This is a genomic window from Photobacterium sp. GB-72, assembly GCF_003026095.1.
In the GTDB taxonomy this organism is placed as follows: domain Bacteria; phylum Pseudomonadota; class Gammaproteobacteria; order Enterobacterales; family Vibrionaceae; genus Photobacterium.
The window spans coordinates 1-23,710 of record NZ_PYNV01000002.1; the positions used below are offsets into that span (position 1 = coordinate 1).

18 protein-coding genes and 4 tRNA genes are annotated in these 23,710 nt (G+C 41.3%); 15 read left to right on the plus strand and 7 right to left on the minus strand.

Annotated features, from left to right (window positions below; all coding sequences use genetic code 11):
- Positions 1-3: 3 nt before the first annotated feature.
- From C9J40_RS03335 to C9J40_RS03350, 4 genes are all read right to left on the minus strand, one after another.
- Positions 4-88: transfer RNA gene (locus C9J40_RS03335), tRNA-Tyr, on the minus strand.
- A gap of 68 nt (positions 89-156) precedes the next feature.
- Positions 157-241: transfer RNA gene (locus C9J40_RS03340), tRNA-Tyr, on the minus strand.
- 66 nt (positions 242-307) lie between these two features.
- A tRNA-Tyr gene (locus C9J40_RS03345) sits at positions 308-392 on the minus strand.
- Positions 393-460: 68 nt separating this feature from the next.
- Positions 461-545 (minus strand) — tRNA-Tyr (locus C9J40_RS03350).
- 180 nt (positions 546-725) lie between these two features.
- Between C9J40_RS03350 and C9J40_RS03355 the strand changes: the two genes are divergently transcribed.
- The 5 genes from C9J40_RS03355 (at position 726) to C9J40_RS03375 (ending at position 7,469) form a co-directional block, all read left to right on the plus strand.
- Complete coding sequence (locus C9J40_RS03355; protein WP_107245715.1) at positions 726-1,811, plus strand: efflux RND transporter periplasmic adaptor subunit; 1,086 nt, start codon at positions 726-728, stop codon at positions 1,809-1,811.
- Positions 1,811-4,936: a multidrug efflux RND transporter permease subunit gene (locus C9J40_RS03360; protein WP_107245716.1), complete on the plus strand. Its 3,126-nt coding sequence runs from the start codon at positions 1,811-1,813 to the stop codon at positions 4,934-4,936. Before C9J40_RS03355 ends, C9J40_RS03360 begins: the two co-directional genes overlap by 1 nt.
- Before the next feature lie 225 nt (positions 4,937-5,161).
- Positions 5,162-6,235, plus strand: coding sequence for a 23S rRNA pseudouridine(2604) synthase RluF (rluF, locus tag C9J40_RS03365; RefSeq protein ID WP_107245718.1), 1,074 nt, complete (start codon positions 5,162-5,164; stop codon positions 6,233-6,235).
- A 121-nt stretch (positions 6,236-6,356) separates the two neighbouring features.
- On the plus strand, positions 6,357-6,668 hold the full coding sequence (locus tag C9J40_RS03370) for a PTS fructose transporter subunit IIB (RefSeq protein WP_107206025.1): 312 nt from the start codon (positions 6,357-6,359) through the stop codon (positions 6,666-6,668).
- A 117-nt stretch (positions 6,669-6,785) separates the two neighbouring features.
- Positions 6,786-7,469: a PTS sugar transporter subunit IIA gene (locus C9J40_RS03375; RefSeq protein ID WP_233220298.1), complete on the plus strand. Its 684-nt coding sequence runs from the start codon at positions 6,786-6,788 to the stop codon at positions 7,467-7,469.
- On the opposite strand, the gene C9J40_RS03380 is transcribed toward C9J40_RS03375, so the two are convergent.
- Positions 7,466-8,308: a helix-turn-helix transcriptional regulator gene (locus tag C9J40_RS03380; RefSeq protein ID WP_107206027.1), complete on the minus strand. Its 843-nt coding sequence runs from the start codon at positions 8,306-8,308 to the stop codon at positions 7,466-7,468. The genes C9J40_RS03375 and C9J40_RS03380 overlap by 4 nt on opposite strands.
- Positions 8,309-8,590: 282 nt before the next feature.
- On the opposite strand from C9J40_RS03380, the gene manA reads away from it, so the two are divergent.
- The 3 genes from manA (at position 8,591) to aroC (ending at position 13,370) form a co-directional block, all read left to right on the plus strand.
- A complete protein-coding gene (gene manA, locus C9J40_RS03385) occupies positions 8,591-9,790 on the plus strand; it encodes a mannose-6-phosphate isomerase, class I (protein WP_107245721.1) in 1,200 nt (399 codons plus the stop codon).
- Between the two features lie 405 nt (positions 9,791-10,195).
- Positions 10,196-12,100, plus strand: a complete 1,905-nt coding sequence (locus C9J40_RS03390; RefSeq protein WP_107245723.1) for a fructose-specific PTS transporter subunit EIIC — start codon at positions 10,196-10,198, stop codon at positions 12,098-12,100.
- A 184-nt stretch (positions 12,101-12,284) separates the two neighbouring features.
- Entirely contained in the window at positions 12,285-13,370 is a 1,086-nt protein-coding gene (gene aroC, locus C9J40_RS03395) for a chorismate synthase (RefSeq protein WP_107245724.1), read from the plus strand.
- A gap of 80 nt (positions 13,371-13,450) precedes the next feature.
- Here aroC and C9J40_RS03400 read toward each other — a convergent pair whose 3' ends face one another.
- Positions 13,451-14,071: a trimeric intracellular cation channel family protein gene (locus tag C9J40_RS03400; RefSeq protein ID WP_107206460.1), complete on the minus strand. Its 621-nt coding sequence runs from the start codon at positions 14,069-14,071 to the stop codon at positions 13,451-13,453.
- 316 nt (positions 14,072-14,387) lie between these two features.
- Here C9J40_RS03400 and C9J40_RS03405 point away from each other — a divergent pair, with 316 nt between their 5' ends.
- The 6 genes from C9J40_RS03405 (at position 14,388) to C9J40_RS03430 (ending at position 20,005) form a co-directional block, all read left to right on the plus strand.
- On the plus strand, positions 14,388-14,945 hold the full coding sequence (locus C9J40_RS03405; protein WP_107245726.1) for an elongation factor P hydroxylase: 558 nt from the start codon (positions 14,388-14,390) through the stop codon (positions 14,943-14,945).
- 8 nt (positions 14,946-14,953) lie between these two features.
- Positions 14,954-15,214, plus strand: coding sequence for a YfcL family protein (locus tag C9J40_RS03410; protein ID WP_107245727.1), 261 nt, complete (start codon positions 14,954-14,956; stop codon positions 15,212-15,214).
- Between the two features lie 22 nt (positions 15,215-15,236).
- Positions 15,237-16,295, plus strand: a complete 1,059-nt coding sequence (locus C9J40_RS03415) for an LPS O-antigen chain length determinant protein WzzB (protein ID WP_107245729.1) — start codon at positions 15,237-15,239, stop codon at positions 16,293-16,295.
- Positions 16,296-16,404: 109 nt separating this feature from the next.
- Complete coding sequence (locus C9J40_RS03420) at positions 16,405-16,845, plus strand: phosphotyrosine protein phosphatase (protein ID WP_107245730.1); 441 nt, start codon at positions 16,405-16,407, stop codon at positions 16,843-16,845.
- A 177-nt stretch (positions 16,846-17,022) separates the two neighbouring features.
- Positions 17,023-18,396 (plus strand): MBL fold metallo-hydrolase, encoded by a 1,374-nt coding sequence (locus C9J40_RS03425; protein ID WP_107245732.1) that lies wholly within the window; start codon positions 17,023-17,025, stop codon positions 18,394-18,396.
- Between the two features lie 310 nt (positions 18,397-18,706).
- Positions 18,707-20,005 (plus strand): glycoside hydrolase family 18 protein, encoded by a 1,299-nt coding sequence (locus C9J40_RS03430; RefSeq protein WP_107245733.1) that lies wholly within the window; start codon positions 18,707-18,709, stop codon positions 20,003-20,005.
- 72 nt (positions 20,006-20,077) lie between these two features.
- On the opposite strand, the gene mnmC is transcribed toward C9J40_RS03430, so the two are convergent.
- Positions 20,078-22,135, minus strand: a complete 2,058-nt coding sequence (gene mnmC / locus C9J40_RS03435; RefSeq protein ID WP_107245735.1) for a bifunctional tRNA (5-methylaminomethyl-2-thiouridine)(34)-methyltransferase MnmD/FAD-dependent 5-carboxymethylaminomethyl-2-thiouridine(34) oxidoreductase MnmC — start codon at positions 22,133-22,135, stop codon at positions 20,078-20,080.
- A 332-nt stretch (positions 22,136-22,467) separates the two neighbouring features.
- Here mnmC and fabB point away from each other — a divergent pair, with 332 nt between their 5' ends.
- The gene (fabB, locus tag C9J40_RS03440; protein WP_107245737.1) at positions 22,468-23,682 is read left to right on the plus strand and encodes a beta-ketoacyl-ACP synthase I; all 1,215 of its coding nucleotides are present in this window, start codon (positions 22,468-22,470) and stop codon (positions 23,680-23,682) included.
- Positions 23,683-23,710 lie beyond the last annotated feature (28 nt).

Here is a 23,710-nt window from a genome sequence, read left to right on the forward strand (position 1 = left end):
AGATGGTGGTGGGGGAAGGATTCGAACCTTCGAAGGCAGTGCCGGCAGATTTACAATCTGCTCCCTTTGGCCACTCGGGAACCCCACCACGGGGTATTGCTTATTATTTGGCTTTCGCCAGAAAAGATGTCAGTGGCGACAGCTTTTCAAATTAGATGGTGGTGGGGGAAGGATTCGAACCTTCGAAGGCAGTGCCGGCAGATTTACAATCTGCTCCCTTTGGCCACTCGGGAACCCCACCACGGGGTATTGCTATATTTGGCTTTCGCCAGAAAAGACGTCAGTGGCGACAACTTTTCAAATTAGATGGTGGTGGGGGAAGGATTCGAACCTTCGAAGGCAGTGCCGGCAGATTTACAATCTGCTCCCTTTGGCCACTCGGGAACCCCACCACGGGGTATTGCTTATTATTTGGCTTTCGCCAGAAAAGACGTCAGTGGCGACAGCTTTTCAAATTAGATGGTGGTGGGGGAAGGATTCGAACCTTCGAAGGCAGTGCCGGCAGATTTACAATCTGCTCCCTTTGGCCACTCGGGAACCCCACCACAAGTGCGGGGCGGATAATAGCAAACATTCGGATCCTGTAAAGACTTTTCTTTTAAATACTGAGTGTTTGCCTGAATTTTCATCAGATTACCAATTGTTGCTTATATTTACATTTCTTGACGTTGCTAAACCGTAGATTCAGATATGATTGCGGCAGGATTATTTATGGTGTGTTGATAATGAAAAAAATGGCCGTAGCAGTATTAGTAACTGCAGTGTTATCTGGTGGTTACTTCTACTTTCAGGGAACCTCTCATGCTGCGCAAGAAAAGAAGGATGCGCGATCAAGCCGTGTTGTGAGTGTCACGACGGGAACGGTCTCTTCTATGCCTATCGCTCAATCACTTTCTTTAACTGGAAAGTTGCAAGCTGAGCACTCTGTAAATATTGCAGCAGAAACATCTGCACAGATTAAAAACATCGAGGTTAAACCAAATCAACGTGTTCAAAAAGGCACGCTATTAATTCAACTTAATGATGACAAAGCAAAAGCGGCTTTTGATGAAGCTCTAGCCTATTTCAATGACGAGCAACGTAAATTAAACGAATTTAAACGCTTAGTGAAACGTGGTGCTATCACTCAAACGGAAATTGATGCGCAGACGACCAGTGTCAATATCGCTCAAGCTCGTTTAAAAGCGGCGCGTGCTGAGCTTAATGATCATATGATCCGTGCGCCTTTTAATGGCACAGTTGGACTCTTTGATTTCAGCCAAGGTCATCGTGTTGCTGAAGGCGTGGAACTGTTGACGTTTGACGATCTTTCGACAATGCGATTAGACATTCCTGTTCCTGAACAATATCTCTCACACCTTGTACCGGGAATGAAAGTTGTCGCAACAAGCCAAGCATGGCCTGATCGTGTGTTTAATGGTGAAGTACAAGCGATTGATTCACGTGTTCAAACCGATTCTTTAAATATCAAAGTTCGAGTGGTATTTGATAACAAAGATAATGCACTGAAGCCTGGCATGCTGTTAGCTGCAGATATAGGTTTTGTCCCACAACCTAAAGCGGTAATTCCAGTTCAAGCGATTGAATACTCAGGAACTAAACGCTTTATCTACCTTGTTGACGATAAACAAAAAGTCCATCGAACTGAAGTGGAGCTTGGTGCCCGTATTGATAATACCGTGGTCGTTAATAAGGGGGTAGAGATTGGCGATCGTATTGTTGTTCAAGGATTAGTGAATATGCGAGATGGAATAAAAGTTTCGGATATAACAGCAACAAAGAATGATTCACAGCATGGAGCAAGTAGTTAATGTGGTTATCAGACATTTCGGTTAAACGCCCTGTTGTTGCCATTGTTTTAAGCTTATTGCTGTGTGTGTTTGGTGTGGTGTCTTTCTCTAAATTAGCCATAAGAGAAATGCCTGATGTAGAAAGCCCTGTTGTTACCGTGATGACTACATATGACGGCACATCTGCGACGGTAATGGAAAGCCAAGTTACTACTCCGATCGAAGATGAGTTGTCAGGTATTAGTGGCATTGACAACATCACCTCGATAACACGAAATGGCATGTCACGTATTTCGATTGAATTTTCGATGGATTGGGACCTTACCGAAGGTGTCAGTGATGTGCGTGATGCGGTTGCCCGTGCTCAACGACGTCTACCGGATGATGCGAGCGATCCTATTGTGTCGAAAGACAATGGTTCAGGTGAGCCTGCCGTTTATATCAATTTATCCTCATCAGAGATGGATCGTACGCAGTTAACGGATTACGCCCAGCGAGTATTGGAAGATCGTTTCAGCTTAATTAATGGGGTGAGTTCAGTCAGTTTAAGTGGTGGCCTGTATAAGGTGATGTACATAAAACTGAAACCTGAATTAATGGCAGGTCGCGGTGTTACCACCAAAGATATTATTGACGCGTTACGTGATGAAAACGTTGAATTACCTGGTGGTGAAGTACGTAATGACCAAACTGTGATGGCTGTGCGAACGGCCCGTTTATATCGCACGGCTAATGATTTTAAATACCTGACAGTTAGAACCACAGAAAATGGTACGCCGATTTACTTAAAAGATGTGGCTGATGTTGCGATTGGTGCAGAAAACGAAAATTCAACCTTTAAAAGCAACGGAGTCGTTAACTTAAGTTTGGGTATTGTCACTATGTCTGATGCTAACCCATTAGAAGTGGCAAAAGATGTTCGCGCAGAAGTCGCGCGAATGCAGAAGTTCTTACCTGAAGGGACAAGTTTAACGGTTGATTATGATGCGACGGTATTTATAGATCGCTCAATCAGTGAAGTGTACAGCACATTATTAGTCACGGGTGCTTTGGTTATTTTGGTGCTTTATGTCTTTATTGGACAAGCTCGCGCAACCTTAATTCCAGCGGTAACGGTGCCAGTATCGTTAATTTCAGCGTTTATTACCGCGTATTTCTTTGGCTTTTCAATCAACTTGCTGACCTTAATGGCATTAATTCTTGCTATTGGGTTGGTGGTCGATGATGCCATTGTGGTGGTTGAGAATATTTTCCATCACATGCAGCGCGGTGAATCACCATTGCTTGCCGCTTTTAAAGGTACCCGTGAAGTGGGGTTTGCGGTGATTGCGACCACAGCGGTACTGGTGATGGTGTTCTTACCGATTTCCTTTATGGAAGGCATGGTAGGGCGCTTATTTACTGAGTTCTCAGTATTGCTTGCGATGGCGGTCATCTTCTCTTCATTAATTGCGTTAACTTTAACGCCTGTAATGGGGAGTAAAATCTTAAAAGCCAATGTAAAACCAACTCGCTTTAACCTATGGGTGAATCGTCAGTTTGATAAGCTTGAAAATGTCTACCGCAAAGGTGTTACGTTTGCGGTTAAAAAACGCTTTATCGCACCGATTGTTGTATTAGCGTGTATTGGCGCAAGTGCCGCGTTGATGAAGGTGATCCCTGCTCAATTAGCGCCACAAGAAGATCGCGGTGTATTGTTTGCCTTTGTGAAAGGTGCAGAAGGTACCAGTTATAACCGTATGATCGGCAATATGGATGAAGTTGAAAGCCGTTTGCTGCCAATGTTGGGCAAAGGCGTATTGAAATCTGTCAGTATTCAATCACCCGCGTTTGGTGGTCGAGCAGGAGATCAAACTGGTTTTGTGATCATGCAGTTAGAAGATTGGCAAGATCGCAGTGTGTCGGCACAACAAGCATTAGGCATGGTGAGTAAAGCACTAACGGGGATTCCTGATGTACGTGTTATTCCAATTATGCCAGGCTTTCGCGGTGGTTCTTCTGAGCCAGTTCAATTTGTGCTCGGTGGCTCTGATTATCAAGAGTTGTTTAAGTGGGCTTCGGAGCTAAAACACATTGCAGAAGACAGCCCAATGATGGAAGGGGTTGATTTAGATTACGCAGAAACCACGCCTGAATTGATGGTTAATATTGATCGTCAACGTGCGGCGGATTTAGGTATTCCGGTTTCAGATATTGCAGAAACACTGGAAGTGATGTTGGGCGGACGAAGTGAAACTACTTTTGTTGAGCGTGGTGAAGAATACGATGTTTACCTGCGTGGTGACGAGAATCGTTTTAATAGCTCTGCTGATCTTAGTCAGATTTATTTACGTGCGAAAAATGGTCAACTTGTCACGCTTGATACCGTTGCTTCGATTGATGAAGTCGCCTCAGCGCAGAAGCTTAGCCATAACCAGAAACAGAAATCGATCACGTTAACGGCGAATTTGTCTGAAGGTTACACCTTAGGGGAAGCGTTGGATTTCTTGGATCAACAAGCGATAGAGAAGTTGCCATCGGATATTACGATTAACTATGCGGGAGAGTCGAAAGACTTTAGAGACAATCAAAGCAGCATTGCCATTGTCTTTGGTTTAGCTTTGCTAGTGGCTTACTTAGTTCTTGCTGCGCAGTTTGAAAGCTTTGTAAACCCGCTGGTGGTGATGCTGACGGTTCCTATGGGGATCTTCGGTGGCTTAGCTGGCTTGTGGTTAATGGGGCAAGGGCTCAATATCTACAGTCAAATTGGTATGATCATGCTTATTGGCATGGTAACCAAGAACGGTATTCTGATTGTAGAATTTGCTAACCAATTGCGTGATAAAGGTGTTGAGTTTGAACAAGCGATCATTGATGCGTCAGTACGTCGTCTGCGTCCAATATTAATGACTGCATTTACGACTTTATTTGGCGCAATTCCGCTGATTATCTCAACGGGAGCGGGGGCTGAAAGCCGTATTTCTGTGGGTACTGTGGTGTTCTTCGGTATGGCGTTCGCGACCTTAGTGACCTTGTTTGTTATTCCTGCAATGTACCGTTTAATGGCAGGTAAGACTAAATCACCGGGTTATGTCGAAAGCTTGTTAGAAAAAGAGCTGCAACATGATTACACAGGGCGTATTAGCCATGGTGATTTACCTAAATAGATGAGCTTTTTATAGAAAACGTTATTAAAGAGTTAGCTTAATAAAAGGCGATAAGGATAAACCTTATCGCCTTTTTATTTACCTTTTTATCGGTGCAAGCTTATGGCGACTACCTCTTTAGTGAGCAATCAGTTAAACTTCTGCATAGATAACTATCGAGTAATTAAACTGCACGTTTGCAGCTTTTTACCCTGATCGTCCTAAAGCCCTTTATAGAAGAAAACCATGTCACAGAATCCAACTGAACAGCAGAGCCCAAAAGGGGTTCGTCTTAATAAATTCATTAGTGATACAGGCTATTGCTCACGCCGTGAGGCGGACAAGCTGATTGATCAGGGACGCGTCACTATCAATGGTCAAAAACCAGAGATGGGCGTACGCGTAATGGATAACGATGATGTGCTTATTGATGATAAGCCACTTCGTAGCAAAGAGCGTCCAATTTATATAGCACTAAATAAGCCAACAGGGATCACCTGTACCACTGAACGTCATATCGAAGGTAACATCGTTGATTTTATTGGTCACCGCAAGCGTATTTTCCCTATTGGTCGTTTAGATAAGCCATCAGATGGCTTGATCTTCTTAACGAATGATGGCGACATCGTTAATAAGATCCTACGTGCGGGTAACTCTCACGAAAAAGAATATGTAGTCCGTGTTGATAAAGTGATCACGCCAGAATTCTTAGAGAAAATGGCATCAGGTGTTGAGATCTTAGATACGGTAACCCTACCTTGTAAGGTAACGAAAGAAACGAATTTCTCTTTCCGTATTGTGCTAACTCAAGGTTTGAACCGTCAGATCCGTCGTATGTGTGAAGCGCTTGGTTATGAAGTGTATAAACTTCGCCGTGTACGCATTATGAACATCACGATTGATGGTTTACCTAATGGTAAGTGGCGTTACTTAACTGATGATGAAATCGGTGAAATTAACCGTTTAATTGCACAATCATCAGGTACTGAAGAAGCATCAAAAGTTGATGCTGAAGGTCGTAAAATTGCTAAAGCCACCGATGCGAAACTTTACGATCACCGCCAGCAAGAAGCGCGTAATGAAAAGCGTGCTCAAGAAAAAGCGTTTAAAACCTACAGTGGTACGGGGGAATTTACTCGTCGTCCTGGTGGTCAGCGTCAAAATCGCCGCAATGAAGAAGGTGGTGAATCGCGCCAACAGCGTGGTCAGGGACGTAATGATAATCGTCGTCCAGCGCGTCCTTCAGATCGTGATTCAAAACCAAGTTTTGGTGGTAAAAGTACTGGCATCAAAAAGTGGAAATCTAAAAGAGAAGATTAATACACTTAAATAGATAAATAACGCCCTTTAGTTTTCTATACATTCTCTAGACAGAGTAGATAGTTTAAAGGGCGTTTTTATTTGTAGTCGTTACTCGCGATGATATTGATAAGGAAAGAGCATGAAAATTGTTGCTGTAACAGCTTGTCCTACGGGGATCGCCCATACTTACATGGCAGCAGATGCGCTAAATAAAATGGCTCATAAAATGGGAATTCAGATCCACGTTGAAACCCAAGGTGCGATGGGGATTGAAGATCAGTTAACACTGCAAGATATAGCTAAAGCAGATTTAACCTTGATTGCTTCAGATATTGAAGTAGAGCAGCGTAGCCGATTCACAGGCAGTAAAATCCATTGTGTTACTATTGAAGAGGTCTTGGTTGATCCAGAAGCTGTGCTAAAACGTTGCCAGCAATTAATTACCCAATAGCAGAGCATTACGATGTTGGAAAGGCGCCTTACGTTCTATTGTGGTCATAGTGGATTACCCCTTTATCAGTTAGACAAATTGAAAAAGCTCGCCAGCTATTTTACTGCCGATGTGCAGGTGTTTAACTTGCAATTGTTACGATCTGAATCGGTAACCAAGCCTCTGCGCGTTTCAACGCTTGCAAGTAAGCCTTATCAATTGTGTCAGCTCGTTATTACAGGCGTGGATGCTGAATTAGCCCTATTGGTGCTGACTGATATTATTCACGAACATGCTTGTCCGTTATTGTTGCCATCGAGCGATAGTAAGGGAAATGCTATTTTAAAACAGCGTATGACAATGCTGGATTTTCCTCTGTCTTTTATCACGCCAAAACAGATTCAAGTCGATAATAATAAAGCACAATTATTAGCAACGATGACGCGCTCGCTGGTGGATGAAAAAGTGATTAAAGTCGATGATTATCAAGAGGTGTTAGCTGCGATAGAAAAACGTGAGAGTATTTCTGCTACTGTAATGGGCAATAGTATTGCGATGCCCCATGTGATGATAGAACCTATTACTCAGCCTGCGATGGTGATTTCTTGTTGTCAGCAAATGAATTGGCACAGCGCACGAGGAGATGTAAGCAAGGTATTGATGATGGTATTACCTAAGCCCTTATCGCGTTCTGTACTCATGGCTTTTTCTCGGTTTTCAAAGCGACTACTACAAGATCGTTATGCAGATGCTTTACGCCAAGCTTCTGATAGTAATGTTATACAAGCGCTGATCATTGAGGCGATGCTAGCGTCTGATTAAAGGCTACGATATTCAGTTGGTGTACGGCCTGTTTTGTTTTTAAATACCCGACAGAAGTAATTCATATCTTGAAACCCGCATCGGGTTGCTACTTCCGCTAAACGAAAATTGTATTTCTTGAGCATAAATTTTGCGCGTTCTAACCGTACCCAGCAGATGTAATCTGCTAATCGCATATGTCCCTGTTGTCTGAATAAGCGCGAGAGGTGATTGGGGGTAATGTTAAAACGATGAGCAATAGATTCTCGGCTGATCGCGCGGTGAAAATTTTCTTGAATATAAATACAAATCCCTTGATAAAGATCTTCACAACGATTTTTTTTCACTCTATCTGGGGTATTGAGCATAGAGCGGCTATAGCTGAGGAGCGCTAACAAGAGGTATTCATCCATTGGTTTTTTCGTTGGCTCTTTTGCCAGCATATTCAATGCCGATAAAATAGGATCGATAGCATGTCCTGTCGCGGCTTGGATTGAGTGTTTTTGCACATCAAAAAAGTGAGGATTGTCTTTGCTTTTGCTGACTAAACTGAAACCAATTTGTCTTTTACCAAACAGTAGGCTCAATACCGAGCATTCCGTATCCCAATTGGGTTTATTCCAACAGTTCGGTGGAATATACAGAGCATCACCCAGCATTAAGTTAATATCTCGAATGCCATACTCACCGTCTTCCAATTGATTCACATATTCGCCTTTAAGCACGAGTTCAAGACGAGGGAAATTCACTTGGTAACTAAATTGTGGCGGTGTGGTGTGATCATTAGCAAACCAAATATGGTTAAAGCTTTCTCGTTCTTCGAGAATAGAATCAATAAGATTAAGAAATACGGTATCCATAATTTGCGTTAAGTCGCCCAATGTTGTGAGGAATTGTGAGTTAGCAATAAATATTTATGGCTATTTTTGTTATAGTGCAGAGCAATATTTCGTAAAACATAACTCACTTAATGGATTATATCGAATAAGGGCTTATGGTGATCTGATTGATGTACCACTTTTTGACTTATGTAACATTTAGCATTGCTTAAATGGCATTCCTCTTAGTTCTTTTCAGATTTGCTAAGTGGAATACGATTTTATCTTCATCGATGCACAACGATAATAAATTTAGGAATGAATATGGCTGGAATTCACCGTCCTGTGTTTTTTAAAATGAATAACGTGATTCAAGATTATGCATGGGGAAGTAAAACCTCGATTGAATCTTTGTTTGGTATCGCAAACCCTGAAGCGAAACCACAAGCAGAATTATGGATGGGCGCTCATGCGAATGGCTGCTCTGAAATTGAAATGCAGGGAAAAGCGGTAAAGCTGTCTGACTTTATTGCAACGGAACCGGATGCGATCATTGGTGTGCAAACCCAGCAACAATTTGGTGAGCTGCCGTATTTATTTAAAGTGTTAGCGGCAGAAAAAGCACTGTCTATTCAGGTTCACCCAAATAAGCAGCAAGCAGAAGTCGGCTTTGCGAAAGAAGAGCAAATGGGCATTGCGCGTAATGCGGCGAACCGTAATTACAAAGATCCAAACCACAAGCCAGAGTTAGTCTTTGCGTTAACACCGTACCAAGCGATGAATGGTTTCCGCCAAATTGAAGATATTGCAGCGCAGTTCAATGCACTTGAAATTACGACTATTAGTGAGCTAGTCGCTGCATTTAATGTAAATCAAACGGAAGCGGGCTTACGTGATTTCTTTGCGGCAATGTTATCGCTAGAAGGTGAGCAAAAAGCTTCAGCGGTAAACGCATTATTGGCTTACAGTGAAGCACATAAAGATCAGCCATTGTTTGCTTTATTATCAGAGTTAGCTGAGCAATACCCTGGTGATATTGGTTTATTTGCGCCGTTAATGCTAAATGTATTAACCCTTCAGCCGGGTGAAGCGATGTTCCTTAGTGCTTGTACGCCACATGCCTACATTAAAGGTACTGGTTTAGAGATCATGGCGAACTCCGATAATGTATTGCGCGCTGGTTTAACGCCAAAATACATGGATGTACCTGAGCTCGTTGCAAACACCTATTTCACGCCAATGACGTTTGATTCATTGTTGTTAGCCCCAACACAAGCAGAAAACGGTTTACATTATGCTATCCCAGTTCCTGATTTTAAGTTCAGTGTTTATAAGCAAGTAGACAACATTAATCTTACTGTGAATAGTGCTGAAATCGTCTTTGCCATTGATGCACCAGTAACATTGACCCATAGTAATGGTGATAGTGTCGTGATAGATAAAGGCCAATCAGTATTTATTCCCGCTTATACTGAGCAGTATCAAGTAACTTGTGTTGGTACTTTTGCCCGCGCTTACAACTAAGCAGATCTAACGTCTTAGCACTTATTTAAAGCGACAGAATATTCTGTCGCTTTTTTTATTTTTGATAGTGTGAAGTCTTTCACTAAAAGTAGGCTGAGATGGAATGTTGGATGTGTGTTATTTCTAGTTGATAAAAAATTATAGCTATAGGTTTTTGTATGTGTTTAAACTTCAATTTAATTTTAATTAATTGATATATAATAATTTTAATCTTTCATTTGTCAGTTTAGTTACGTTTAAATAAAGTGTGTGATAGTTCACATCCTTGCTGTTAGGTTACATTTATCCAGTTAAAGCCTTTTCTGTGCTCTATTTTGAAGCAGCCAAACGCTAGACAATATTCCCATACTCAAATCCATCAAACTTAGTGTGATGGGTGATAAAAATAATTCTTGGGGATAGAACATGATCACTTCCTTGATCAACGAAAGCTTAATTAACCTTAATCTTAAGGCGAAAACCAAAGATGACGTGTTTAATGAAATGGCTGAAATATTGGCAGCGCAAGGGCGCGTTGCTGATAAAAAGCAATTCATTGCTGATGTAAAAGCACGTGAAGAATTAGGCAATACAGGATTTGAAGAAGGGATCGCTATCCCTCATGCGAAAAGTGCAGCTGTTGCACAACCTGCGGTAGCGATTGGCGTTAGCCGTACAGGTATCGAATACGGTGCAGAAGATGGCAAACCATCACAACTGTTTTTCATGATTGCATCACCTGATAACGGCGATAACCATCATATTGAAGTATTAGCTGAACTTTCTTCAAAGCTGATTGAAGATGGTTTTGTTGAGAAATTCTTAGCTGCTAAGAATGAAAAAGAAGCCTTAGCCTTATTACTTGAAGAAAAAGAGCAAGCCGTTACGCAAGCTCAAACAAAAGGTTTGATCATTGGTGTGACTGGCTGTCCAGTTGGTATTTCTCATACTTATCTTGCCGCTGAGGCACTAGAAAAAGCTGGTGCCGAGCTTGGTTATGAAATTAAAGTTGAAACTAATGGCTCGATTGGTGTCAAGAATTCCCCAACAGCTGAAGAAATTGCACGTGCAGAAGCGATTGTTGTCAGTTGTGATAAGCAAGTCGACATGGCTCGCTTTGCAGGTAAAAAACTGATTAAGACTGGCGTAAAAGCGCCAATTAAAGATGCCAAAGGTCTTATTCAACAAGCATTAGTGGCGAAAACTTATGAAGCTGATGGTGATGACACCTCAGACTCTAGCGAAAGCAAAGTCGCACAAACTCGTTCGAACTTATATCGCTATTTGATGAACGGTGTATCGCACATGATACCGTTTGTAGTTACCGGTGGTTTGTTAATCGCATTATCACTGGCCATTGGTGGTCAACCCACAGATGCCGGTATGCAGATCCCTGCGGGTAGTTTATGGCAAAAAGTGCTCGATGTTGGTGTTGTTGCGTTTACTTTAATGATCCCAATTCTTGCGGGTTACATTGCTTTTGCGATTGGCGACCGTCCTGCGTTAGCACCGGGTTTTATCGGTGGTTGGATTGCTAATAACGGTTCATTTTATGACGCAAGTGCGGGTACTGGCTTTATTGGTGCCATTGTTGCGGGCTTGCTGGTGGGTTACTTCGTTCGCTGGGTTGCAACACGTAATTATCATAAGATGGTGCAGCCATTAGTGCCGATTCTTATTGCGCCAATTACGGGTACCTTGTTTATCGCTAGCTTATTTATCTTCGTTATTGGTGCGCCAATCGCTGGATTAATGGATAGCATGAACAGCATGCTTACTGAAATGAGCACAGGTAACGTAGTATTACTCGGTATTGTACTGGGTGGTATGGCTGGCTTTGATATGGGCGGTCCCTTTAACAAAGTCGCGTTCTTGTTCTCTGTTGGTATGATTGCAAACGGTCATACACAGTTCATGGGTGCAATGGCATGTGCTATTCCAGTCGCTCCTTTAGGCATGGGCTTAGCAACAGTACTTGGTCGTAAGTTAAATATCTTTGAGCAATCAGAAGTTGAAGCCGGTAAAGCGGCAGGTGCAATGGGCTTAGTAGGTATCTCTGAAGGTGCAATTCCATTTGCAGCGCAAGATCCGCTGTCGGTGATTCCAGCAAACGTGTTAGGTAGTATGGTTGCTGCAGTGATGGCGTTCTCTTTCGGTATTACCAACAGCGTAGCACACGGTGGTCCAGTTGTTGCTCTACTGGGTGCGATGAACAAACCGGTTCTTGCCCTATTATGTATGGCATCAGGTATGGTCGTTACTGCTCTTGTTGCGGTAACACTTAAGAAAGTACGTAAAGCTAAGGCTGAACGAGCATTAGCGACAGCTTAACCTCTAATTTAAAGAGTTAAATAAAAGCGATAGGTGAAAGCCTGTCGCTTTTTTTGTTTTGGAAAGATGGCACTGGCGGCAATTTGTACACTTGTTCTTGCAATCTATCGGACAACTTTGCACTATGTCTGTATTAGTAAAAATTAAAAATGCATGTAAGCATAGAGATATCACAGAGGAAGTAATGGCAGGAAATACGATTGGACAACTATTTCGCGTCACCACATTTGGCGAAAGCCATGGCTTGGCGCTGGGCTGTATTATAGATGGCTGCCCACCGGGACTCGCATTAACTGAAGCTGATATGCAGCATGACTTGGATCGCCGTCGTCCGGGAACATCAAAATATACCACGCAACGTCGCGAACCGGATGAAGTGAAAATTCTATCTGGCGTTTTTGAAGGTGTAACAACGGGCACATCTATCGGTCTCTTGATTGAAAATACCGATCAACGCTCTAAAGATTACTCGAATATTCAAGACTTATTCCGTCCAGGACATGCTGATTACACTTACCATCAAAAATACGGGGTACGAGATTATCGTGGCGGTGGTCGCTCATCTGCTCGTGAAACGGCAATGCGTGTTGCTGCAGGTGCTGTGGCAAAGAAATACCTAAAGCAAGTACATGGCATTGAAGTACGCGCTTACCTATCACAAATGGGTGACGTAAAAATAGATAAAGTAGATTGGGAGCAAATCGAGCAAAACGCCTTTTTCTGCCCTGATATCGATAAAGTTGAAGCTTACGATGAATTGATCCGTAAGCTGAAAAAAGAAGGCGACTCAATCGGCGCGAAAATTACCGTGGTTGCGCAAAATGTCCCTGTTGGTTTAGGTGAACCCGTTTTTGATCGCTTGGATGCCGATATTGCGCACTCTTTAATGAGTATTAATGCGGTAAAAGGTGTTGAAGTTGGTGATGGCTTTGATGTGGTTGAACAACGTGGAAGCGAACACCGTGATGCGATGACACCGGAAGGTTTTAAAACTAATCATGCTGGTGGCATTTTAGGGGGTATTTCATCTGGTCAAGATGTTGTGGCACATATTGCGCTTAAGCCAACATCAAGTATTACGGTTCCGGGTGAAACCATTACTAAGCAGGGTGAATCAGCGGAAGTTGTGACGAAAGGTCGCCACGATCCATGTGTTGGCATTCGTGCGGTACCTATTGCTGAAGCCATGTTAGCGATTACTTTAATGGATCATCTATTACGTCATCGTGGTCAAAACGCAGATGTTGCTACCGATACACCGAAGATTTAACCAAATAAACTAATTGATATATAAAAGCCACGCCTTGATGTATTCACGTGGCTTTGCTTTATCTAATAATACGTTGAGCTTTAGTGAAAGGTTTCTTCTTTAAACTCAAACACAGGTAAGCTCCAGCTAAAATAGACAGCAGCCATGCGTAGACTAAAACCTGTAATTAAAGTAATGAGTGTGGTGATATCAGGATGGATACCTATATACGACATGGCGTAATACATAATACCTGCAATAAATGCGACCGATGCATAAAGCTCTTTATGTAGCACCATAGGTTTACGGCGAGTGATCATATCACGTAGCAGACCACCAAATACGCCTGTCACTACCGCCGCAACAACACAAATAATTGGAGAAAGCCCCATTGTCATTGCAACTTGGCATCCAATGATACTAAAAACGATTAAGCCGATAGCATCGAGCAAGATAAACACTTTATGAAAACGAACTACCCAACGGGCAAAATAGGTAGTTAAGATCCCTGCAACACATGTGATCACTAAATATTGTGGGTGAGCGACCCAACCTAGTGGATAGTGACCGAGTAAAATATCTCGCACCGTGCCGCCACCAATTGCAGTAGCACTTGCAACCAGCATTACCCCAAACCAATCCATGTGGCGTTTACCTGCTGCTAATGCACCGGTCATTGCTTCTGCAGTAATGCCAATAATGTATAAAATTGAAAGCAGCATGATATTCATCGTCCAAAAAGAAATTGAACTGATTGTATTTGTGATAGTCATCTACTTCTAATGAAAAGAAAATGGTTATACATGAATTTAATTCATCCTAAATTAATAGCTGAGTATTTAAGTTTGTTATGCTTTGAGTAGCGTATTCTTATTTTTATTAGAGTAGTTGACTGAAAAGTAAGCAATAATTGTCATATCATTTATAAAATGACAATAACATGACGTTTGTCATAGTCTGTCACCTTAAGAATATTCGCACTTAGATTCACTGCATTGTATAATCGATAAGTTATGTATTTCAGAAGTTACCATTAGAATGAGACATGATTACAACGACTTAATCGTTATTTTCAATGGGTTATTTTTAGACAGTCTCAATACAGAGTTACTTCTAGGCGGTGAAGAGCCAATTTATCTGCCAGCTTCTAGTGAGCGACAGCATAATCAGATAATTTTTGCCCGTGGCTATTTTGCCTCGGCAATGCATGAGTTAGCACACTGGTGTATCGCAGGTGCTGAACGACGAAAATTAGAGGATTATGGTTATTGGTATGAACCTGATGGACGCTCTGAAGCTGTTCAAGCAGCATTCGAGAAAGTAGAGATTAAACCACAGGCCATAGAGTGGATTTTATCAGCAAGTTGCGGATTTAAATTCCAAGTAAGCTGTGACAACTTGAGTGGTGACTGTGAGCCTGATAGGGTAGCGTTCACGTTAAAAGTACGTGAACAAGTGCTAATCTATTTAGAGTGCGGAGTTCCAGAACGAGCAAAAATGCTATCTGATGCATTTCGAGCTTTTTATGGTATTAAACAGTTAACAGAACAGGATTTCATACAACACGTTCGATATAACGAAATGGGTTGTGTATAGGATAGGAAATGACAATTCAAGAATATGAAGAGAGGCTATTGCAGCTTATCGACGATGGGATAGACACTGCAACAGACGATGAGCTGTTTGCTGGTGGTTATTTGCGTGGGCATATTTCATTAGCGGCTGCTGATTGTGAATCAAAGAATGAATTACAACTATCAGTAATGAAGGAAAAAGTAGGGCAAAGTATTGCTGATGCAAAAAGTGAGCTTTCTCCATCAGATTATGTTCTTGTGTGCCAAATGTGGCAAAAATTTTCGGCTTAGTTTTTAGGTTTGTGGAAAAATAATGAGTGATATTCAAGCTGTAAATAACTCTCCAAGTGATGAGATTGATTTAGTTGAGTTAGTCAAAACAATTTGGCAAGGTAAAGTGACAATAGCTTTATGTACAATTGTGTTTACTATTTGTGCGATTGTTTATGCATTCACGGCTCAGCAGTGGTGGACATCGAAAGCTGTTATAACAGAAGGACAGTACCAAAATACCGCTAATATTCGGAGTCAAATAACAAACCTATATGCTGTCATTAATAACCCTTCAAAAATAAATGCAGTTTTGAGTAGTGGTGCTTTATTAAATGATTACATTACTGAGTTTAATGCTTTTGATAATAAAAAAGCATTTATTGAAAATAATGAGATCATGAAGCAATATGCTGATGAAGCAAAGCTTACTGATGAAAAAAAAGCACTGTTTATCACTCGTTGGGCAAAAAGAATTTCAGCATCACAACCAGATAAAAAAAATCAACCAGGCATTTATCAACTTAGCTTTGAAGCAACATCTTCAAAATTAGCACACGATCTTTTAGTTGCGTACTCAGACGCTATTTCAAATAAAGTTCGTAATGATTTAATTGATGAACTTGATGCTAAAATTTCATACCACCAACAAATTTTACAAGCTAACAAAATATCGTTAGAGGCAAATGCTAAGCAACAGCTAGCAAATGAATTAATCAAAACAAATTATGCTTTAGATATGGCTAAATCAGCTGATGTAACTAAACCATTAGCCGATATGAATAATGGTGAGTTATTCCAAATTGAGCTTGGAACAGAAGCTCTAGCTGAAAAAAGTAAGGTTCTTAAAAAAATTACAGATCTTAGTGTGTTCCAGCCTCAGCTTGGAATTATTCAAACTAAATTAGAGTTACTCTCTAAAATTAAAATGGATCATAATCTAGCCTTACAAAGTGTTCGCTATTTACAAAATACTGATTACCCAATCAGTCGTGATAAGCCAAAGCGTCCACTCATTGCTGTATTAGGTTTCTTACTTGGTATGATGCTCGGTGTTGCAATTGTTTTATTAAAGAGTGCGTTTAATAAAAACGTTAAATAAAATAATTTAACGTAGAAGAAAATTAGAAAATAAATGAAAGGCTAAGTACTATATTACTTGGCCTTTTTGTTTACTTTCGATTATTGAATATAATTAAACGGAGTTAACCATGTTCAACAAAATCCTCGCGGTATGTGTTGGCAATATTTGTCGCTCTCCTTCGGGTGAACGTCTTTTGCAGAAAAAGTTGCCAGCGAAACATATCGCCTCTGCGGGTATTGCAACTCAAAAAAGTGGGTTAATTGGCAAGAGTGCTGATGCGATGGCATGTGAGGTGATGGAGCAATATGATGTTGATTTGTCCCATCACCAAGCACAGCAACTAACGCCTGAACTATGTCATGAATATGATTTAATTCTAGTGATGGAAAAAGGCCATATTGAAGCTGTGACCAATATTGCGCCTGAAGCGCGAGGTAAAACCATGCTATTCGGGCAATGGATTGGTCAGCGTGATATTCCTGATCCATACCGTCAAAGTCGTGAAGCGTTTGAGCATTCATTAATGTTAGTTGAACAAGCCTCACAAGCGTGGGTGGCTAAACTTTAATCTTCCGTTTATAAATATGGTTTATTTATTGAGTCAGTAGTGCGTTATTTGCGTGTTACAAGATTGTTTTTCGTTGATTTCGTGAGCCTGATCCGATTCTAGTTGTTAATATTTCTATCATGGTAATGGCTCTGTCATTATCAAAAATTGGACGAAATATAAACACAAGGAATGTTCGTGGATATTATTCACCATGGAGCAAAAACTGGCGTAACAGGATCGTGCCATGAGTTAGTGATTGGTAATAGCAGCCTATTAATTGATTGTGGTCTGTTTCAGGGTGCTGAAAGTAAGAATAATAAGTTTGATATTGAATTCGATGTTAAACGTATTGAAGCGCTCTTGATCACTCATAGCCATATTGATCATATTGGTCGTATACCATGGTTACTTGCCGCTGGTTTTACCGGTCCAATTTATGCGACAGAAGCAACGGCAGCATTATTGCCATTAATGCTTGAAGATGGTTTAAAAATCCAATTAGGTTTTAACTCTCAGCAATGTCAGCAATTTACACAACTTATTCAGCAAAGAATACGTCCTGTTCCTTATGATTGTTGGGCGAAAGTCGTTTTATTAAATGGAGATAGTGTCTCTGTTCGCTTTCGTCAAGCCGGTCATATTCTAGGTTCTGCCTATATAGAAGTCGAGCTTCCAGAACAAAATACTGTAGTATTTAGTGGCGATCTCGGTCCTTGTAATACACCACTATTAACCGATCCTGTTTCTCCTGAAAAAGCCGATGTGCTTGTGATTGAAAGTACTTATGGTGACAAAGCACTACATGATACCCAGCAACGTGAAGCTCATTTGCGGAAAATTATAGAACATTCATTACAAGATGGCGGAGCAATTTTAATTCCTGCTTTTAGTGTAGGTCGTACACAAGAGCTATTATTTGATATTGAGAATATATTAGCCGATGTGTTAACAGGTTCTAGTCATGATAATACCTATCGACGCTGGAAATCGTTACCCGTGATCTTAGATTCACCGTTAGCCTTGAAGGTGACGGAGCAATATCGCCATTTTCAAGAGTTATGGTCAAAAGAAGCAAAAGATCGACGTTATATGGGGCGTCACCCTCTTTCTTTTGAACAGTGTATTACGATAGAAACACATCAAGATCATATCGAGCTAGTTAATCGTTTAAAGCATTCAGGGGAGCCTGCGATTATCGTTGCCGCAAGTGGAATGTGTGCAGGCGGACGGATTGTTAATTACTTAGAAGCGTTATTGCCAGATTCCAGAACGGATGTCATTTTTGCTGGATATCAAGCAGAAGGCACACTGGGGCGAGCGTTATGTAACGGTGATGAAGTGGTTGAAATACATAATAAAGTAATAGATGTTAAAGCCAATATTTATCAAATGTCAGGTTATTCGGCTCATGCTGCGCAAGATGATTTGGTCAAGTTTGTTGCTGGGATCAATGAGGGTCCCTCTGTGATCCGTGTTGTTCATGGTGATGTTGTTGCGCAAACACAACTGGCAAAATGTTTACAAGACTGTAAGCCCGAAGCCCATATCATTATTGCTGCTCATGAATAGCAATATAATTCGATAGTATTTCTAATGTCTTTATTTTGAGAGTGATTACGCTGTTTGCTCTCAATATAATAAGATGCTTTGTATTGAATAAAATTAATGGTTTAAATTTCATTTCAATTATAAATAAGAGCTGAATCTGAAAAATATCTAAAATTTAGTCTTTACGCTTTTTATTTACCCCTTCTTATCAATATTCAAACTAAGGTAGTCATTACTCTATATTGGCTTATTGTTATCTTAGCTGTTGTTCTGTTTTTATTGTGAAGCTAAAAGCATTAGCCGCTAGTTATAATGATAAATAAGGACATTTATGAAAGCGCTTTTACCTCTTACGATAGCCGCTCTATTAAGCTCTTCAGCCGTTGCCGCTGATCCTCCTGTTGTTGCGGGTTACTTTGCCGACTGGCAATACAATAATGAAGCTAATCCTTATACTGTTAAAGATATTCCTGCAGATAAGCTTACTCATGTTATTTATGCTTTTTTAAGCATGTGTGGTCCACATCAAGGTGCGAGTGATGCGGTACAGAAACAAATTGAAGCTGCATGTCAGGGTAAAGAGCCTTTTAGTGCGGTGATAGTTGATCAAGTATCAGCATTACAGAAAGATTTTGGGCCGACGAAAGCTAAGGTTGCTTATAAAGGACATTTTGCTCAGCTTAAAGATTTAAAAAATGAAAAGCCGGAATTAAAAATATTGCCTTCTTTTGGTGGTTGGACAATGTCTGAACCTTTCCATGCAATGGCGAAAGATAAAGCGTCGATTGAACACTTTTCAAAATCAGCCGTTGAACTTATTGCTCAGTATGACTTTTTCGATGGTATTGATTTAGATTGGGAGTACCCAGGTGGTGGCGGTTTAACAACCTCTCCTTGGAACCCTGATACTAAATTATCGGAAGAGCAGAAAGCATCAGAAAAAGAAGCGTATACCCATTTAGTTAAAACACTGCGTTCTGAGTTAGATAACTTAGAGAAAAAAACAGGGCGTGAATATGAGCTTTCTACTGCTGTTGGTGTAGGAAGCAAAGCTGAGTCGATTGATTGGGCTGCTGTTGCGCCGCACTTAACTAATATGTTTGCGATGACGTATGATTATTTAGGTGGCTGGGGAACACAAACAGGGCATTTAACTAATCTTCATGCAACGGATAATGGTTGGTGGGGAATGGGCACCGATGTCTTTGTGAATAAAATGATTTCTCTGGGGATCCCTGCTGATAAATTAGTTGTTGGTGCGGCATTTTATGGTAGAGGCTGGGAAGGAACCAAAGGATTTGATGGCAAAGCCATTCCGAAAGAGCTTTCTTCTACGCAAGGTGCAAGTTTTGGTACCTCAGCACAAGAGCCTGGTTACTTTATGTATTGGGACTTAAAACGTAACTATACAAAAGCACAAGGCTATATCTCAGGTTATGACGAGAAAGCTGAGGCACCTTACTTGTGGAATGAAGAGAAACAAGTCTTTATTAGTTATGATGATTCACGCTCGGTAAAAGCCAAAGCTGATTGGGTGAAGAAAAACAAGCTTGCAGGTCTTTTTGTATGGGATTTATCTGGCGATGAAAATAATGAACTAATGAATGTTATGTCGGCAGAATTGAAGTAACGGTAAAATAAAGAAAGCGCAATAAGTTATCCGCTAGTAATTAGAGGATAGTCATTGCGCTTTTTTATTAATTTATAGTGCCTGAATTGCTTTGCCTTTAAGTAGCTTTCTAACCCACATGCGACCTGGGTGGAGCGCTTCAAGTACGTCAAGTGGTAGTGGTAGTGGGTCACCACAAATTTGCGATGCTAAGAGTTCACCGAGTAATGGCGCTGAGCTTAATCCACGAGAGCCTAAACCAACAATAGCAAAAAGATTGCTATAGATTGGGGCAGCTTTCGCTGACGTTTGATTATCTCTAAGATCATCGTATTGCTGTAATAAATCATCATAACGACAAACATTACCCACATACGGTAAGTGATCTCGTACTGCACAACGAATACCAACACGTGCTCTGTTGTGAACATCAAAGCCATCGATATCAATTTGTTTAGGCCACTCAACATTAGGTAAGCAGTTTACTAACCGTTGCTTGTTATCTTGTTGGTCGTTTTCATTAAAATTAAGATCAATATTACGACGATCGTAACTTGCTCCAATGCAGTGGCTTTGGGTTTCTGGGTTTATTGGAGTGAGATAGCCGTCATAACAAAGCACCGTTTTTAGCTCGCCCAGTGATGGGTTGGTCGGCACGTGGCTGACTTGCCCGCGTACAGAAGAAGCAGGGATCTGCTGGGTTTGAGGATATTGATTAAAGCGGTGACCATTAGCCAAAATAACCGTGCTATGCCGCGTTTCACTACCATCTGTAAAAGTCAGTTGCCATTGAGTTTTGTTAACTTGTTCTAACTGACATAATTCTTTTTGTGTTTGTAGCGTCAGTTTCCCTTCATTAACGGCATGTTCAATTAACGCTGTGGTTAACTCTTTAGGTGATAACCATCCGCCAAGTGGGTAATGAACACTTTCAAAACCGGTTTCAATACCCGTGATTTGTTTGGTTTGTTCCTTATCGAGATGATGAACAAGTTCAGATGCAAAACCACCATTGATGATATTTGCGAGTTTATGGCTTGATTTATCATCCCACGCCAGTTGAGTTACGCCACACCAGTTATGACTAAAATCGCTGTGAATTGCGGCTTGCTCTATAAGTTGTCGTGCATAGATAAAAGCGCTAGAGAAAAAACGGGATAACTTATCATTATTGCCATTCAATAGCGGGTAGACAGCGCCTTGTCGGTTGCCTGATGCACCTTCAGCAAGTTCATTGTCAGCGCAATATAATGTGACATTTTGACCACGACGAAGCAAAGCCAGTGCGGTAGTTGCAGATGCGATACCACCACCAATAATCGCAATATTTGCGTTTGGCTCTGTCTGTGCTTCACGATTATACCAAGGCATAATATTCGTTTTATGCTGACGTTCAACAACGTGACCTACGATCATGTCACGTTTAGTACCAAAGCCCTTGGTTTTGCGCATATCAAAACCGGCTTCTATTAACCCTCGACGAACAAAGCCCGCAGCGGTAAAGGTTGCTACGCTACAATCTTTGCGTGCCATTTTAACCATGCCGTTAAATAAGTTTTGATTCCACATTTCAGGGTTTTTGCTAGGGGCAAAACCATCAAGGAACCATGCATCCACGATACCCTCATCGCCAACCCATACTTGAGGCATACAATCTTTGATATCACCAAACCAGAGGTCTAAGGTGATCATGCCATCTTCTAATACGATACGATGACAGTCTGCAATAGCGGGTGGGTAATGGGCATGAAGTTGCTCTGCAAACTCAGCAAGTTCAGGCCATGCTTGATGGGCTTTAATCAAATCTTGCTGAGTTACCGGGAATTTTTCAAAGCTGATAAAATGTAGCTCAGTGGTTGTGGCATCAGGGTGTTGAGAGCGGTAATCTTTAAATGCTTTCCATACGGCTAAAAAGTTTAATCCGGTACCAAATCCTGTTTCTGCAATAACAAAACGACGACGGTCACCGTCAATCCAGCGCTCAGGTAAGCCATTTTGCTTAATGAAAACATAGCGCGTTTCTTCTAATCCATTAATGTTGGAGAAGTAGACATCATCAAAGTTATTTGAGACGGGGGTTCCCACATCATTCCAATCAAGAACGGCATTTTCAATTTGTAAGGGGGATTTTTCTTGTTGTGAAGAAGACAAAAGGGAAACCTCTTTTATAACGGACAAACGATTATGAAAAACTTGGTTTAAATATCACCACTTTTAGGCGTAATATAGAAAGAAATGGCAATTTTGAACCGATTGTACCCGAATATCAGGAAAGCTGACCACTTTTTACCACTAAAGCCGTTATAGTCGATAGCTCTGTTATCTCGGTATAACAAACGCCAAACCGCTTTAAGATATGATGTTCCGTTAAGACGGTAAAATTGCTGTTATGAACGCGCATCTTAAAGCCGTTTGGGAGAAAATCCACCGTAGAGAAAGTTCACGGTTAGGCTATATCCAATTAATTTTAGTAGGAAGTCATCATGAAACGAGCCGTAATTACAGGCATGGGCATTGTATCTAGTATTGGTAACAACGTTGCAGAAGTACTAGAGTCATTGAAAACAGGCAAGTCAGGCATTAATTTTTCTGAGCAGTTTGCTGAAATGAAACTACGTTCAAATGTTTGGGGTGATTTGAAAATTAACCCAGCAGAACATATTGATCGTAAAAAAATGCGTTTCATGGGTGACGCTGCCGCTTTTGCTTACCTATCAATGGAACAAGCGGTTGCCGATTCAGGCTTAGCTGAAGATCAAGTTTCTAATGAGCGTACTGGTCTTGTGGCAGGTTCAGGTGGCGCGTCTTCGCATAATCAATACATTGCAGTTGATACGCTACGTGAAAAAGGCGTGAAACGTGTGGGTCCTTACATGGTACCCCGTACAATGTCTTCAACGGTTTCTGCGTGTTTAGCTACACCGTTTAAGATCCGTGGTGTTAACTACACCATGAGCTCTGCATGTGCAACATCTGCACACTGTATTGGTCACGCATTAGAGCTAATTCAACTGGGCAAACAAGACATTGTTTTTGCCGGTGGTGGTGAAGAGCTCGATTGGTCATTAACGATGATGTTTGACGCAATGGGCGCACTATCAACCAAATATAATGATGATCCATCAAAAGCATCACGTACTTATGATGCTGATCGCGATGGTTTCGTGATTTCTGGTGGTGGCGGTATGGTTGTGGTTGAAGAGCTAGAACACGCACTAGCACGTGGCGCAAAAATCTACGGTGAGATCGTCGGTTATGGCGCAACATCTGATGGTTACGATATGGTTGCACCTTCAGGTGAAGGCGCAGTTCGTTGTATGAAGATGGCGATGCAAGATCTAGATGCGCCTGTTGATTACATCAATACTCACGGTACATCAACGCCTGTTGGTGATGTGAAAGAGTTAGGTGCAATCCAAGAGCTATTTGGCGAAAACAGCCCTGCAATTTCTGCAACAAAAGCCATGACGGGTCACGCATTGGGTGCGGCGGGTGTGCACGAAGCGATTTATTCAACATTGATGTTAGAGCACGGTTTTGTTGCACCAAGCATCAATATTGATAACCTAGACGAAGCAGCACAAGGTCTTGATATTGTGACTGAGAAGCGTGATGTTGAACTGAAGACTGTTATGTCTAACAGCTTTGGTTTTGGTGGTACTAACGCAACACTAGTGATTAAGAAATACGAAGCGTAATCGTATTTAATTACTCACCGTTTATATT

Bases quoted from the DNA above. Each gene is read 5' to 3' on its own strand.
- C9J40_RS03405 (WP_107245726.1), top strand. From the start codon at position 14,388: ATGAGACATGATTACAACGACTTAATCGTTATTTTCAATGGGTTATTT.
- aroC (WP_107245724.1), top strand. From the start codon at position 12,285: ATGGCAGGAAATACGATTGGACAACTATTTCGCGTCACCACATTTGGC.
- C9J40_RS03410 (WP_107245727.1), top strand. From the start codon at position 14,954: ATGACAATTCAAGAATATGAAGAGAGGCTATTGCAGCTTATCGACGAT.
- fabB (WP_107245737.1), top strand. From the start codon at position 22,468: ATGAAACGAGCCGTAATTACAGGCATGGGCATTGTATCTAGTATTGGT.
- C9J40_RS03370 (WP_107206025.1), top strand. From the start codon at position 6,357: ATGAAAATTGTTGCTGTAACAGCTTGTCCTACGGGGATCGCCCATACT.
- C9J40_RS03400 (WP_107206460.1), bottom strand. From the start codon at position 14,071: ATGCTGCTTTCAATTTTATACATTATTGGCATTACTGCAGAAGCAATG.
- C9J40_RS03390 (WP_107245723.1), top strand. From the start codon at position 10,196: ATGATCACTTCCTTGATCAACGAAAGCTTAATTAACCTTAATCTTAAG.
- C9J40_RS03380 (WP_107206027.1), bottom strand. From the start codon at position 8,308: ATGGATACCGTATTTCTTAATCTTATTGATTCTATTCTCGAAGAACGA.
- rluF (WP_107245718.1), top strand. From the start codon at position 5,162: ATGTCACAGAATCCAACTGAACAGCAGAGCCCAAAAGGGGTTCGTCTT.
- C9J40_RS03355 (WP_107245715.1), top strand. From the start codon at position 726: ATGAAAAAAATGGCCGTAGCAGTATTAGTAACTGCAGTGTTATCTGGT.
- C9J40_RS03360 (WP_107245716.1), top strand. From the start codon at position 1,811: ATGTGGTTATCAGACATTTCGGTTAAACGCCCTGTTGTTGCCATTGTT.
- manA (WP_107245721.1), top strand. From the start codon at position 8,591: ATGGCTGGAATTCACCGTCCTGTGTTTTTTAAAATGAATAACGTGATT.
- C9J40_RS03415 (WP_107245729.1), top strand. From the start codon at position 15,237: ATGAGTGATATTCAAGCTGTAAATAACTCTCCAAGTGATGAGATTGAT.
- C9J40_RS03430 (WP_107245733.1), top strand. From the start codon at position 18,707: ATGAAAGCGCTTTTACCTCTTACGATAGCCGCTCTATTAAGCTCTTCA.
- C9J40_RS03420 (WP_107245730.1), top strand. From the start codon at position 16,405: ATGTTCAACAAAATCCTCGCGGTATGTGTTGGCAATATTTGTCGCTCT.